We start from the raw sequence: 15,542 nt of genomic DNA, 5'->3' as shown, positions 1-15,542 counted from the left end.
TAACGACATTAAAAGTTCTTTGAGCGACATTTTTTTATATTTAATCTTTCTATTTTTGACCCACCTTATTGAAGAAGACTGAATGGCAGCAGATAAACATCATAAGAATTTATATAACATAGGTATTAGCTATAAAAAAGCTGATGCAGCTATTAGGGGTAAATTTAGTATCTCTAAAGAAAATCAGATAGCGCTTTTAAAAGAAGCGAAAGAAAATGGTGTACAAGGTATTTTTGTTTTATCTACTTGTAATAGAACCGAAATAACAGGTTTTGCTGCACATCCTTATCAGTTAATTAGCATGCTTTGTAAATACTCAAACGGCACTATTGAAGAATTTGCAGAAGTGTCTAACGTTTATAAAGGTAATGAAGCTATTAGGCATTTGTTTAGAATGGGTACTGGGTTAGATAGTCAAATATTAGGAGACTATGAAATTGTAGGTCAGCTGCGCCAAGCTTTTAAATTAGCAAAAGAAATAGGTACGGTAAATGCTTACTTTGAGCGTTTATTAAATCATGTAATGCAAGCTAGTAAGCGGGTAAAAAATGAAACTAAGCTTAGTTCAGGAACTACGTCTGTGTCATATGCTGCAGTTCAATATATTATTAAAAACTCACCTAACTATAATTCTAAAAATATTTTAGTCTTTGGATTAGGTAAAATGGGTAAACATACTTGCAAAAACTTAGCTGAATATACTCAAAATAAAACGGTAAGTTTAATTAATAGAACAGAAGAAAAAGCTATTGAATTTGTTAAAGAGCATCCTTCTATTAAAAAAGCAAAATTTAAAAATTTAAATAAAGAAATAGCCAGTACAGATGTGTTGATTGTGTCTACAGGTGCATCAGAAGCAACTATAAAAAGAGAACATGTTTTAACTAACAATGAGCTTTTGATTTTAGATTTATCAATGCCAGCTAATGTGTCAAAAGAAGTGGCCGATTTACCAAATGTTACCTTGGTAAATGTTGATGAATTATCAAAAATAACCGATGAAACTTTAGCAATTAGACAGCAAGAAATACCTGTTGCAGAAAAAATTATACAAACTCATAAAAATGAGTTTAAAGAATGGTTGAGTCATCGTAAATTTACCCCAGCAATAACAGCTTTAAAAGAGTCGTTGATGATAATTCAACAAGATGAAATAGCATTTCATAAGAAAAAAATTAAAAACTTTGATGAGTCTCAAGCAGAAGTAATAACTTCAAGATTTATACAAAAAATAACCACACAATTTGTAAAGCACCTGAAAACCGAAGAAACTTCTGTTAATAATAGTATAGAAGTAATGGCTAAAGTGTTTGGGGCAAATTTAGAAACTATCCATGCAGAAGATAATTAGAATAGGTACACGTGATAGCCAGTTGGCTATGTGGCAAGCAAACAAAGTTCGTAAAGGACTTGAAGAGTTAGAGTATAAATGTGAGATAGTTCCCATAAAATCTACAGGAGACCTTGTTTTGGATGTTCCTTTACATGAGTTAGGAATAACAGGTGTTTTTACTAAAAATTTAGATATTGCTATGCTTAATGGTGATATTGATATTGCAGTACATTCTTTAAAAGATGTTCCTACGGTTTTGCCTGAAGGAATTATTCAAGCAGCAGTTTTAAAACGTGCCAATTATAACGATATTTTAGTTTTAAAAGATAACGAAGAGTTTTTTGGACAACCCAACGGCGTAATAGCAACAGGTAGTTTACGTAGAAAGGCACAATGGTTAAACCGTTATCCTACACATAAAGTAGTTGGTTTGCGTGGAAATGTAAACACACGATTACAAAAGTTAGAAGATAATGATTGGGATGGTGCTGTTTTTGCAGCTGCCGGATTAGAACGTTTAGGAAAACGTCCGGAAGGCGCTATTAATCTTTCATGGATGATACCAGCGCCAGCCCAAGGAGCTATTATGATTACAGCCTTAGATAAAGATGATTTTTCTAAAGACGCCTGTGAGCAGTTAAATCATTATGAAACACAAATTTGTGTTGGTATTGAACGTGAATTTTTAAACTTACTTGAAGGAGGTTGTACTGCACCAATAGGTGCTTTAGCATATGTTGATCCTAAAACGGAAGAAATAAATTTTAAAGGTTTATTACTAAGTAAAGATGGTAAAAAGAAAATTTCTGTAACTAAAAATGCTAAAGTAGGACGCCACCGTTTTTTAGCTAAAGATTGTGCTGATTACATAATAAATAAAGGCGGAAAAGAGTTGATGCAAGATGATATAGAGGTAGAAAAAGAGTTCGCTATTTATTCTACTAAAAAACTATCTGAAATTCAAAAAAAATTAGTAGCACCATCTATTGAAGTAACTGACAGTGATTTTATTAAAATACGTTTTAATAGAATAGCTCCTAAAGTAATTAAAAGTGAACTTGAAAATGTAATTATTACAAGTAAAAATGGCGTAGAAGCTATAGCAAATTCATTTACAGCTGATAAATTAAAGTTCAAAAATATTTACTGTGTTGGCCGTAGAACTAAAAAATTAATAGAACAAAAAATAGGAAAAGTTACTAAATCTGAAAGAAATGCAGAGAAGTTAGCAAAATACCTTTCTAAAGAAATAAAAGGACAAGAAGCAACTTATTTTTGTAGTGATTTGCGCTTAGATACCTTACCAAATACTTTAAAAGTATCAGGAATAACGGTAAATGAAATAGAAGCTTATAAAACAACACTAAGTCCTGCTAAAGTAGATGCTAAAGTAAATGGAGTATTATTTTATAGCCCGTCAACAGTACAAAGCTATTTACAAGAAAATACGGCTAATAAAGTGGCTTTTTGTATTGGTGAAAGTACTGCAAAAGAAGCAAGAAAACACTTTGATAACGTACAAGTAGCTAAGCTACCATCAGTAGAAAGTGTAGTTGAGTTGGTAAATCAACATTTTATTAAAGAATAAAAATAATACTTTAAGTTGCATTAATAGTATTTAGAAATAATAATATTAACGCTATTTGATTATATAAAAACATAATTTTATGTTTCGAACAAGAAGACTTCGTAAAGCAGTAGGTATTAGAAGGTTGGTTAAAGAAACTAACCTATCTGTAGACGATTTTATATATCCTTTATTTATTGAAGAGGGACAAAATATTGAAAAAGAAATAGTTTCAATGCCAGGTATAAAACGTTTTTCTTTAGATAGAGTTTCAAAAGAATTAGATGAGGTTGTTGCATTAAATATTCCAGCCGTTCTACTATTTGGAATTCCTGCGAAAAAAGATAACGAAGGAACAGAAACATGGAATGATAACGGAATTATGCAACAAGCAATCCGTTTTATTAAAAAGAATTATCCTGACTTATATGTAATTACTGATGTTTGCTTTTGTGAATACACTTCACATGGGCATTGTGGAATTATTCATAATAATGATGTAGATAATGATGCTACTTTAGTAAACTTAGCAAAGCAAGTAATATCGCATGCTAAAGCAGGGGTTGATATGGTTGCGCCTTCAGGTATGATGGATGGAACAATAGCAATGGTAAGAGAAAGTTTAGATAATACAGGTTTTACAAACTTACCTATTATGGGCTATTCTGTAAAATATGCTTCAGCTTTTTACGGACCGTTTAGAGATGCAGCTGATTCAGCACCAACATTTGGAGATAGAAAAACATATCAAATGGATCCATCAAATAGAGATGAAGGAATGCGTGAAGCAACTTTTGATGATCAAGAAGGAGCTGATATTTTAATGGTTAAACCGGCTTTATCATATTTAGATATCATAAGAGATTTAAAAAATAATTTTGATAGACCAATTGCATGTTATAATGTAAGTGGTGAATATGCAATGGTAAAAGCTGCTGCTGAAAAAGGTTGGATTGACGGTGAAAAAGTAATGATGGAGAGTTTACTATCTATGAAAAGAGCAGGTGCCGATATTATAATAACTTATTTTGCAAAAGAAGCAGCACAAATATTGAATAAAAAATAACAGATATTGTTGATTCAAGTAAATTTGTAAACTATACATAAAGATGTATCGAAATGTTATTAAAAAAAGCAATTCGATACATTTTTAAATGTTAAAAACTATTTAGAAATACTTGAAAACATATTTTAAATAATTAAAAATGGAATTCAAAAAATCACAGAAATTATATAAAAAAGGATTAGTACATCTTGTAGGAGCTGTAAACTCTCCAGTAAGAGCCTTTTCATCAGTAGGAGGTAACCCTTTATTTATTAAAAAAGCAAAAGGAAGTAAAATTATCGATGTAGATAATAATACCTACGTAGATTTAGTACTGTCATACGGACCTATGATTTTAGGTCACCGTCATAAAAAAGTGCAAAAAGCAATTACCAAAGCATTGAAAAATGGATATTCTTTTGGAGCATCAACTAAAAATGAAATTAAATTAGCAAAAATAGTTTGTGATGCTTTTCCGGGCATGGATAAAGTTCGTTTTGTAAATTCAGGTACAGAGGCTGTTTTAAGCGGAATACGCTTAGCAAGAGCTTATACCGGAAAAGATAAAATTATAAAATTTGCAGGTTGTTATCATGGGCATCAAGATGCTTTATTAGTTGCAGCGGGTTCGGGTTTAGCAACATTAAGTTTACCGGGAAGTAAAGGAGTGCCAGAAGGCGCTGTAAAAAATACATTAATAGCAAATTATAATGATTTAGAAAGTGTAAAAGCACATTTTGAAGAGCATGATGATATTGCAGGTGTCATTTTAGAGCCTATTGCAGGAAACATGGGGGTTGTTGTACCAAAAAATAACTTTTTAAAAGAATTAAAAGCTTATTTAGAGTCTAAAGGAGCATTATTGATTATTGATGAGGTTATGACAGGGTTTAGATCTAAATTTGGAGGAGCACAAGAGTTATTAGGAGTAACAGCTGATATTACTTGTTTAGGAAAAGTAATAGGAGGCGGTTTTCCGGTAGGAGCTTATGGAGCTCGTAACGAAATTATGCAAGAAGTAGCACCTTTAGGAGGTATGTATCAAGCAGGTACTTTAAGTGGTAACCCAGTAGCTATGGCAGGAGGTATTGCAACGTTAACGGAGTTACAAAAGCAGAATCCTTATGAGAAATTTAATGAAATAGCTCAAATTATTGAAGTGTTCTTGTTAGAATCAGCTAAAAAATATGGAGTAGAAGTTACAGTAAATAGGTTCGGTTCTATGATTAATCCTTTTTTTACAAATGTTACCGTAACAAATTTTGCAGAAGCACAAACATCTGATACTAAAAAATTTGCAACATTCTTTTGGGCAATGATTAAAAATGGTGTGTTTTTACCACCATCACAATTTGAAGCTTGGTTTTTATCATCAGCTTTAACTGAAAAAGATATTAAAAAAATAACAAAAGCCATTGATAAAGCAATGGAAGCAGTATCAAAAATGTAAATAATAAACCGTTATTATAAGAATAAAAAGACAAAAAACTGAATAAGTTATTAATCTTTATTTGAAAATGACGTAGCAGAAATATGATAAAAAACGATTTATTTTTAAGAGCCTTAAAAGGAGAAACAGTTGACCGTCCACCTGTATGGATGATGCGCCAAGCAGGTAGGTATTTACCTGAGTTTATTGAAATTCGTAAAAAATATGATTTCTTTACACGTTGTAGAACTCCTGAGTTAGCATCAGAAATTACCGTACAACCCATTCGTAGGTTTGGTATGGATGCTGCTATTTTATTCTCGGATATTTTAGTAATTCCGCAAGCAATGAATATTGAGGTGCAAATGAAACCCGATTTTGGACCCTATTTACCCAACCCTATTAGAGATCAAAAAGGTTTAGATACGGTTGTAGTGCCTGATGTAAATATTGAGTTAGGTTATGTAATGGAAGCTATTAAAGCAACGAAGCAAAAATTAAATAATGAGGTTCCGTTAATAGGTTTTGCAGGTTCTCCATGGACAATTTTATGTTATGTAGTACAAGGGCAAGGCTCAAAAAACTTTGATAAAGCAAAAGAGTTTTGTTTTACAAAACCTGTTTTGGCACATCAATTGCTTAGTAAAATAACAGAAACAACTATTGCTTATTTAAAGGCAAAAGTAAAAGCAGGTGTAGATGCTGTTCAAATTTTTGATTCTTGGGGAGGGATGTTATCTCCTACAGATTATCATGAGTTTTCATGGCAATATATTAATCAAATAATAGAAGCATTGAAAGATGATGCTCCGGTTATTGCTTTTGGAAAAGGATGTTGGTTTGCTTTAGATAAAATGGCTAAATCAAATGCTTCAGCTTTAGGTATAGATTGGACATGCTCTGCCAGAAATGCACGTTATTTAACAGGAGGAAACATTACTTTGCAAGGTAATTTTGACCCTTCTAGATTGTTATCTCCACCGGCTGAAATTAAAAAAATGGTACACCAAATGATAAATGAGTTTGGAAAAGATAAATATATTGTTAACTTAGGGCATGGAATTCTACCTAATATTCCGCTAGAAAATGCAAAAGCATTTATAGATGCGGTAAAAGAATATAAGGTTTAAAAATTTAACCCCCCTTTAAATTATTAAAAATGAATAAATTACTGCTTTTTTTAACACTCTTATTAGCTACACAAAGTTTTTCTCAAAAGAGAATATATTATAAAGATATTATTAATGAATGTATTACAGCTAGTGGTAATGAGGCAGCAATTTTAGATGATATCGTTTATAATTGTATCAAAGATAAATATATTTCTAATTATGATTTTACTTCTATAAAAGGTGAAAAAATTAGCACTTCTAATATAAAAACTCCTATTGTTTTACTTACGGCTGCCACTTGGTGTGCCCCTTGTTGGGGTGAAATACCAGCACTAAATAAAATGGTAGAAAAATATGATGGAAAAGTAAAGTTTATCATGCTTTTTTGGGATTTTGAAAAAGGAGTGAAAAGAATGGAGAAAAAACTTGATAAAAGAATTTTTATAGTAGCATCTACTGAAAGAGAGGAAAATAAATCATCTATAAATATAGCAGGTTTTATTCATAAATTAGATTATCCATCAGCATATTTGATTACAAAGAAAAAAAGAATTTTAGATTTTAAAAGAGGGGCTTTATCACCAACTAAAAAAATGGGATGGGATGAAGTAAATAAGATTAATGAAGAAGAGTTAGATGAGTTTATTAAACCCATACTTCAATAATTATTTATAAAAAAATAAAAAACCTCTTTCTTATCGGAAAGAGGTTTTTTATTTTAGTAAAAAAAAACATAAATGATTCAAAATATATTTAAAGCAATAAAGGCTTATTTTGGTGCTTTTCAGTTAATATCTAAACTTAAACTTTGGAATTATTTTATTATACCTATATTAATAAGTGTTTTGACTGCAATAACAATTGGTAGTTTATCTTATTTTTTATCAGACAATATAGGACATTATATTTCTACTCTTTGGAAATGGGAATTAGGAAAAAAAACCTTTGAAATAGTTAGTACTTTTTTAAGTGGGTTATTAATAATAGTTATAGGTTTGGTTTTATACAAACACATTGTAATGGCATTATCAGCACCTTTTATGAGTCCTGTGTCAGAAAAAATAGAAGAACATTTTAAAGGTAAAATACATGACCATAGAAAAACTTCTTTTCAAGAGCAATTAGTAAGAGGAATTAGAATAAATGTAAGAAACCTTTTAAGAGAATTATTTTTTACAATTCCAATTTTATTACTAAGCTTTATACCCTTTATAGGCATTTTTTCAACTGTATTATTATTTTTTATGCAAGCCTATTATGCCGGTTTTGGTAATATGGATTACACATTAGAACGCCACTTTAAATATAAGGATAGTATAATTTTTGTTAAGAATAATAAAGGCTTAGCAATAGGTAATGGAATTGTATTTATGCTGTTTTTATTAATACCATTTATTGGTGTATTATTAGTATTACCATTATCGGTAACCGCAGCAACAACTGAAACTATTAAAAAAATTAAGTTGAAAGAAGTGACAGAATAAGTATTTTTGCAAGAGAATAAGAAAGAAATGAAAAACAAGTTTTATACCTACATCCAACAACTACAGAACACTATAACAACTAAGTTAGAAGAAGTTGATGGAAGTGCAAAATTTAAAGAAGATAACTGGAAGCGTACAGAAGGTGGTGGTGGAAAAACAAGGGTTATTGAAAACGGAAATATTTTTGAAAAAGGAGGAGTAAATATATCTAAAGTTTTTGGAGAGCTACCTGAAGCCTTGCAAAAGCAATTTGGAGTTAAAAGCGGTGATTTTTTTGCATGTGGATTAAGTTTAGTATTGCACCCTAAAAATCCATTTGTACCAACTGTACACGCAAATTGGCGTTATTTTGAAATGTATGATGAAAGTGGTAATATAATAACACAATGGTTTGGTGGTGGACAAGATTTAACTCCTTACTATTTGTTTGATGAAGATGCTACCCATTTTCATACTGTTTGTAAAAAGGCTTGCGATAAACATAACGAAACCTTTTACTCGAAATTTAAAGAAACTTGTGATAATTATTTTTGGAATACTCATAGGAATGAAGCTCGTGGTATTGGGGGTTTATTTTTTGATTACTTAAAAGAAACACCAAATGTATCAATGCAAAATAGATACGATTTTGTAACAGAGGTAGGTAATAGCTTTTTAAATTCATACATACCTATTGTAGAAAAAAGAAAAAATATTACTTATAATCAAAAACATAAGGATTGGCAAGAAGTAAGAAGAGGACGTTACGTAGAATTTAATTTGGTACATGACCGAGGTACTCTTTTTGGGTTAAAAACAAACGGGCGAATAGAAAGTATTTTAATGAGTTTACCTCCTGTAGTTCAATGGAAGTATGATCATAATCCAGAGAAAGGAAGTGAAGAGTTTAAGTTGTTAAAAGTTCTAGAAAAACCTAAAAATTGGATATCTTAAAAGAAGAAATTTTTAATTATTTAGTATCTATTAATTATAGTATGCGATAGTAGTTTTTTAATATTTTATTTTTTTGATACACCTAATTTTTTAAGTTAGTATTATATACTAAAGTAGTTTGTTAGAATATTTTTAGGCTTAAAAAAACAGAAAAACGTAAGGTTTTTAGTAACTTCGCAAACGTTAAAAACTTATATTATGGCTAGATATGAATTGAAGTTACCTAAGATGGGAGAGAGCGTTGCAGAAGCAACAATTACTTCTTGGGTTAAGGAAATTGGAGATTCTATTGATATTGATGATACAATTGTAGAGGTAGCTACAGACAAAGTAGATAGTGAAGTGCCTAGTGAAGTAGAAGGAGTTTTGAAACAAATATTATTTGATAAAGACACTGTAGTACAAGTAGGTGAAACTATTGCAATAATAGAAACCACAGCGGTAAATAATACTTTAAACGAAACATTTGAAAAAAATGAAGAAGAAGAGTTAATTATTGAAGTTGAAAAAACAATAGACACTGCAAAACAATTTAAAAATGATGTAACATTAGGTGTTTTAAATACCTCTTCTAGTAATCGTTTTTACTCACCTTTAGTAAAAAATATAGCAAAGGAAGAGGGTATTTTGTTTGAAGAGCTAGAAACTATAAAAGGCACAGGAAAAGAAGAAAGAGTTACAAAATCAGATATTTTAGCATACATAGCAAATAAAAATATCCAAGCATCAACAAAAGTTGAAACAACAAAAGTAAAAACAGTTCCACTTAGTTTAACAGGTCAAGACGAGGTTATAAATATTACCCGTATGGGAAAATTAGTAGCCAAGCACATGGTTGATTCTATACAAACATCAGTACACGTTCAATCATTTATTGAGATCGACGTAACTAATATTGTTGTATGGAGAAATAAAGTAAAAAATGCATATCAGCAAAGAGAAGGTGAAAAATTAACTTTTACGCCAATTTTTATGAAAGCTGTTGCACAAACAATAAAAAAACACCCAATGATTAATATTGCTGTTGATGGCGATAAAATTATTAAAAGAGGTAATATTAATTTAGGAATGGCAGCAGCCTTACCTGATGGCAATTTAATTGTACCGGTAATTAAAAATGCCGATCAGTTAAGTTTGGTTGGCATGACCAAGCAGGTAAATGATTTAGCAGTTCGTGCCCGCGGAAATAAATTAAAGCCTGATGATATTCAAGGAGGTACTTATACGGTAACAAATGTAGGTAGTTTTGGAAGTATTACAGGAACACCCATTATAAACCAGCCACAGGTAGCAATTTTAGCTTTAGGCGCAATTGTAAAGAAACCTGCAGTTATTGAAACTCCTGAAGGAGATTTTATAGGAATTCGTCAAAAAATGATAGTTTGTCATTCATATGATCATAGAGTTGTAAACGGAGCTTTAGGAGGAATGTTTATAAAAACACTAAAAGAAATATTAGAATCATGGAATGTAAATCAAGATTTTTAAAAATAAAATAATAGTATTAAAAAATAAAAAGTCAGCAATTTGCCGGCTTTTTATTTTTTAATAAAGCATTGATTTTACACGAAGCTATTTCCCGCTTTTCGCACTCGCTCTCTGCGAGGAGCTCAAACAATTGCTACAATCGGAGCTAGGAAAATTTAGTTTATTTCTGCCTCTTCTATAATTGAGTTTTTTCACTTTTAGTAAATATTAACAAACGGTTTTATCAATAAAACCAGCTTCTATTACTTATAAATATTTTTCAAAGCCATTTTTAAATCAGTATATATAAAACAATACATAGTAGTTGCTTTTTCAGAGGAAATTCGACTACCATTTAAAAGTATACAAGCCATTTCACCTAAAATAATATTTAAAACAAAAGCAGGAGCATTAAATAGAAATATAGGTTTGTGTATAATTTTAGATAGTATTGTAGTAAAACTTTTATTTGTTTGATGTTCTGGAGCTACAGCATTATAGATGCCTATAAAATTATTATCTGTTACTGCTTTTAAATACAAATTAGATAAATCATCAATATGAATCCATGGCATATATTGTTTTCCAGTTCCTAAAACACTTAAAAATAAAGGTGTATTTATTTTAGATAAAGCACCTCCGTTTTTGGCCAATACTACACCAGTTCGTAAAATAGTTACAGGAATATTTAATTGTTTAAATTTATGAGCAGCTTCTTCCCACTTTACACAAATTTTAGAGATAAAATCATTTTGAGGTGTATCATTTTCAGAATATATTTTATCTGAAGTAATAGCGCCATAATAACCAATACCTGATGCTGATACAAAACCTTTTAATGGTATTTTGTATTCTTTTACTTTTTCAAATAGTAAGTTTGCAGAATCTACTCGACTATTAATTAATTCTTCTTTACGTTTATCAGTCCAACGTTTATCTGCAATTCCTGCACCTGCTAAATGAATAATATGTGTAATTTTTTCAAAGGCTTTTTCATCAATATATTTTTGATTGATATCCCATTTAAATTCATTTTCTTTTTTAGGATTTCTTGTTAGTATTGCAACTTCAATATTTTTTTCTTTAAAAACTTGTTGTAGTTGTTTACCAACTAAACCTGTACCGCCAGTAATAAGGATTTTTGTCATATTGTAAAAATAAAAAAACCATGATACATTTGTATCATGGTTTTAAATTATATTTTAACAGTTAATTACTATTTATTAAAAAAGTATTCTGATATATCAGTAATATATCCATCACTATATTCATCAGTGATAATTAATTCAGCGTTAGTAAATGTTGTAAGACCGCTAATAGAAAGTTCTCCATTTACATATGTTTCTTTGTTTATAGTACCGTTTATATCTTCTGTAAATTCAAATTCAACTAATGTAAGTTTATCTTCATCATAAGCCCAATTTTCTTTTGAATTGTACGTAGTTTCTTGATTTTCAATAATAGCACTACATGCTTCCTTATAATCATTGTTAACTAGTTCCTTAATTATTAGCTTTTAAAACAGTTTTTTCAGTTTGGTTAATTTGATCATCAGAGTTTTTGTTTGAAATTTCATCATTACTATACGATATAATAATTGTAAAACATAAAAATGTTAATAAAATTGAATAGTACTTTTTTATGATTTTTTATTTAAAGTTTTAAGTAAATACAAAATAAAACCATAACACAAAAGTTATGGTTTTATAAAATAACAATCAATCAAGTACTTTTAAACTAATTTTTTATAAACTTTTTAAATGTTGTTTGATTGTTACTATCTGTTATTTTTAAATGATAAACACCTTTTTGTAATTTAGAAACATTTACTTTATTCAAAGTAGTTTCTAAAATTTTATTTCCACCTGTAGTATATATTTCAACTACTTTAATCTCACTTTTTTGATTGCTAGTAATGTTTAAATAATATTGAGTGGGATTAGGATATACATTTACTTTATAATGACCTAATAATTCCATATTTGATAAAATAGTTTTATCAGGTATTGCAGCTGTAAGCGGACAAGTATAAAAACTATAACGAGCTGTTGTATCTTTAGACCATATAGTGTTTGATGGTGTAAAACCATTGTCTATTTTAATACATTTTAGTTTAGGGTTATTAATAACATTAAAATTTGTAATAATATTATTGTTTCCATTAGCTATATCAATTGTTTCAAGATTATTACAATTCCAACTACTTAAATTTTCTAACTTAGTATTGTATTTTAAAGATAATTTTTTAATAGGGTTGTAGGCACAAAATAAAAATTCAAGGTTTATATTTTGACTAACATTTAAAGTTGTTAAATTATTACCATCACATGCTAAAGTAGTTAAGTTAATAAAAGCTTCAATACCTGTTAAATTACTAATGTTTTTGTTAGCTACGTTTAAGTATGGTCCGTAAGCATTTGCTTCACTTACTTGAATTTCACTATCATTATTAATATCAATAACAGGATTGTTATTTAATAAAGCATTTTTAAAATTAGCATCGGGTATATTAACATTTGTAGCTGAGGTTATTTTTTGAAATCCATCAAGAACAGTTAACATTGGAGTATAAAGATATTTTATAGGAGTAGCTGTAAGCGGACAAGGATAAATACTATAACTAGCAACTGCATCTTTAACCCAAGAACTAGGAGGAGTGAATCCGTTGTCAATTTTAATACATTTTAAATCAGGGTTGTTAGCAACATAAAAAGTACTCATGTTGTTATTATTACCATTAGCTATATTTAACGTGTTTAAATTATTATTGTAAGCGTAAAGTAATGTTAGTTTACTATTATTACTTAGTACTAATTTTTTTAGTTGGTTATTCATACAAAATAACCTTTCTAAATTAATATTTTGAGTAAGATTAAGTGTTGTTAAATTATTACCTCCACAAGCTAAAATAGGAATGTTACTAAAAGTTTCAATACCTGTTAAATTACTAATGTTTTTAGACGTAACATCAATAGGTGATGTGTATGCTATAGCTTCTGATACTTGAATTTGGCCATCATTATTGGTGTCTATTCCTGAATTTGGCCCAGTTAATAATGCATTTTTAAAATTTACATCAGGTATGTTAACTATTTGTGAATTTACTAATTGTGATAAAAAAAGAATCCCTGAAAGAATCCATAATGTACTTTTTTTCATTGTATAAAGTTTTGGTTAATGAGTGCCAAAATTATATAAAGTACATTATTTTATTTCAAGGGTAAAGAATAGTAAAAAAAGGGATAAACCCTTTTTTTACTTAAGTTACATACATAACTATATATTTAATTTTTATTAGAAGCTATCCATATATCAATTTTACTTTCTAGTAAAGCTAAAGGAATACAACCTGTTTCTAAAACTTGATTATGAAACTCTCTTATATCAAACTTAGTACTCAATTCTTTTTTTGCTTTAGCTCTTAATTCTCTTATTTTTAATTGTCCTATTTTGTAAGATAATGCTTGTCCTGGATTAGCCATATAGCGTTCAATTTCTGAAATGATACTAGCTTCACTTTCGGCTTCATTATCTAATGAGTATTGAATAGCTTTTTCACGACTCCAACCTTTGGTATGTATTCCAGTATCAACAACTAATCGAATAGCTCTGTGAATTTCCATTCCTAACATTCCAAAGTATTGATAAGGATCGGTATATAAACCTAATTCTTTTCCTAAATTTTCAGTATATAAAGCCCAACCTTCTCCATAAGCACTGTACCATAATGTTTTTCTAAAATCAGGTAGCTCTTTGTTTTCTTGTGTTAATGAAATTTGATAATGATGTCCAGGAATAGCTTCGTGTAAAAATAAAGCTTCATCCATAAACACGTTATATTTTGTCGCATCAGGAATTGGTGTGTAAAAAACACCAGGACGTGTACCATCTAATGATCCTGCATTATACTCAGCACTTGCCGAAGCCTCTCTAAACTTTTCAGTTTGTTTAACTATAAATTGGGTTTTAGGTTTGTTGCCAAATAATTTTTCTAATTGCGGTTTCATTTTAGTATGAATCGCATTAAAATTATCAATAATTTGTTTTGGAGTAGTGTAAGGCATCAATTTTTTATTTTCACGCACATCATTAAAAAAGGCTTTTAAACTTCCTTTAAAACCTACCTGTTCTTTTACTTTTTCCATTTCAGATAAAATACGAGCAACCTCTTTTAAGCCTAGTTGATGAATTTCATCAGCAGTCATTTTAGTAGTAGTATAATTTTTAATAGCATGTTTGTAATATGCTTTTCCGTTTGGAACAGCATCAATACCACTACTATTTCTACCAGCTTTTAAATAATCTGTTTTTAAGAAGGTGTACATTGTATTAAAAACAGGAATCAATTTATTGTCTAATATTTTAGTATATGCTTCTGTTAACATTTTCTTATCTACATCTGTAAAATTAGTAGGTAAATTTGTAATCGGTGTATAAAATAAATGTGTTTTAGTTTTACTTTCAGCTAATGACTTAAACTGCGGAATTACTTTTTTTATTAATGATTTAGGTAAAACAAAATCATTTTTAATTCCTATGCGCATATTTTTAATAGCTGTTTCTAACCAAGTAGCATATCCGTTTAACCTACTTAACCAATTTTGATAATCTTTAACTGTTTTAAAAGGTTGTGCACCGCTACCACTAGCAAAAGTACCCATGGTTAAATTTATAGTCCACATTTGGTTAATGGGCATTAAAACATCATTTTTAAAGCTATTTTGAGCAAGTGCCATATCGCAATCCCAATCTAAAACTGCTTTACTCATTTGCTCACTTTCAGATAAATCAGCATCTTTAAAATTAGTTAGTTTAGCTTTGAAGTTATTAAAAAAAGCATTATATTTTTCTGAATATGCTTCTGATAACGTATTTGGAAACTGATCATTAAATCTATTATCACCAGCAAAAGTTGCATTAATCGGGTTTAACTTGAACTTACCTTCATTATATTCTTTTAATAATTTATTAAAGGAAGTATTTTTTAAAACAGGTGCAGTTACTGTTTCTTTTTTATCTTGTTTACAAGATATAAGTAATATAGTAAGTGTAATTATACATAAAAATATTTTTTTCATGGTATTGTTTTTTTGATTGCGAACAAATGTACCAAAAATAAAACACCTACTAAATTGTTGAAATTTAGTAGGTGTTTTATTTTTAGAGGCATGA

12 protein-coding genes are annotated in these 15,542 nt (G+C 29.3%); 9 read left to right on the top strand and 3 right to left on the bottom strand.

Annotated elements, in window-relative coordinates; all coding sequences use genetic code 11:
* Positions 1-82 precede the first annotated feature (82 nt).
* From hemA to ACN5J4_RS02960, 9 genes are all read left to right on the top strand, one after another.
* A complete protein-coding gene (hemA, locus tag ACN5J4_RS03000) occupies positions 83-1,351 on the top strand; it encodes a glutamyl-tRNA reductase (RefSeq protein ID WP_418650688.1) in 1,269 nt (422 codons plus the stop codon).
* A complete protein-coding gene (gene hemC / locus ACN5J4_RS02995) occupies positions 1,335-2,921 on the top strand; it encodes a hydroxymethylbilane synthase (RefSeq protein WP_418650687.1) in 1,587 nt (528 codons plus the stop codon). Before hemA ends, hemC begins: the two co-directional genes overlap by 17 nt.
* Before the next feature lie 79 nt (positions 2,922-3,000).
* A complete protein-coding gene (gene hemB, locus ACN5J4_RS02990) occupies positions 3,001-3,966 on the top strand; it encodes a porphobilinogen synthase (protein WP_418650686.1) in 966 nt (321 codons plus the stop codon).
* Positions 3,967-4,105: 139 nt separating this feature from the next.
* Positions 4,106-5,395: a glutamate-1-semialdehyde 2,1-aminomutase gene (hemL, locus tag ACN5J4_RS02985; protein ID WP_418650685.1), complete on the top strand. Its 1,290-nt coding sequence runs from the start codon at positions 4,106-4,108 to the stop codon at positions 5,393-5,395.
* A gap of 83 nt (positions 5,396-5,478) precedes the next feature.
* On the top strand, positions 5,479-6,504 hold the full coding sequence (hemE, locus tag ACN5J4_RS02980; protein WP_418650684.1) for a uroporphyrinogen decarboxylase: 1,026 nt from the start codon (positions 5,479-5,481) through the stop codon (positions 6,502-6,504).
* Between the two features lie 29 nt (positions 6,505-6,533).
* Entirely contained in the window at positions 6,534-7,151 is a 618-nt protein-coding gene (locus ACN5J4_RS02975) for a TlpA family protein disulfide reductase (protein WP_418650683.1), read from the top strand.
* Between the two features lie 72 nt (positions 7,152-7,223).
* Positions 7,224-7,970 carry an EI24 domain-containing protein gene (locus tag ACN5J4_RS02970; RefSeq protein ID WP_418650682.1) on the top strand — a complete coding sequence of 249 codons (747 nt, stop codon included), beginning with the start codon at positions 7,224-7,226 and terminating at the stop codon, positions 7,968-7,970.
* A 27-nt stretch (positions 7,971-7,997) separates the two neighbouring features.
* Complete coding sequence (hemF, locus tag ACN5J4_RS02965; protein WP_418650681.1) at positions 7,998-8,903, top strand: oxygen-dependent coproporphyrinogen oxidase; 906 nt, start codon at positions 7,998-8,000, stop codon at positions 8,901-8,903.
* 198 nt (positions 8,904-9,101) lie between these two features.
* A complete protein-coding gene (locus ACN5J4_RS02960; protein ID WP_418650680.1) occupies positions 9,102-10,391 on the top strand; it encodes a dihydrolipoamide acetyltransferase family protein in 1,290 nt (429 codons plus the stop codon).
* Between the two features lie 242 nt (positions 10,392-10,633).
* Here the strand turns inward: ACN5J4_RS02960 and ACN5J4_RS02955 are convergent, their stop codons facing one another.
* The 3 genes from ACN5J4_RS02955 to ACN5J4_RS02945 form a co-directional block, all read right to left on the bottom strand.
* Positions 10,634-11,518, bottom strand: coding sequence for a TIGR01777 family oxidoreductase (locus ACN5J4_RS02955; RefSeq protein ID WP_418650679.1), 885 nt, complete (start codon positions 11,516-11,518; stop codon positions 10,634-10,636).
* Between the two features lie 589 nt (positions 11,519-12,107).
* On the bottom strand, positions 12,108-13,529 hold the full coding sequence (locus ACN5J4_RS02950) for a T9SS type A sorting domain-containing protein (RefSeq protein ID WP_418650678.1): 1,422 nt from the start codon (positions 13,527-13,529) through the stop codon (positions 12,108-12,110).
* Positions 13,530-13,654: 125 nt separating this feature from the next.
* Positions 13,655-15,448, bottom strand: a complete 1,794-nt coding sequence (locus ACN5J4_RS02945; protein ID WP_418650677.1) for a DUF885 domain-containing protein — start codon at positions 15,446-15,448, stop codon at positions 13,655-13,657.
* Positions 15,449-15,542 lie beyond the last annotated feature (94 nt).

The organism is Tenacibaculum aestuariivivum (genome assembly GCF_964507685.1).
GTDB classification, from domain to species: Bacteria; Bacteroidota; Bacteroidia; order Flavobacteriales; family Flavobacteriaceae; genus Polaribacter; species Polaribacter aestuariivivum.
This window is presented reverse-complemented; position numbering and strand designations above follow the sequence as displayed.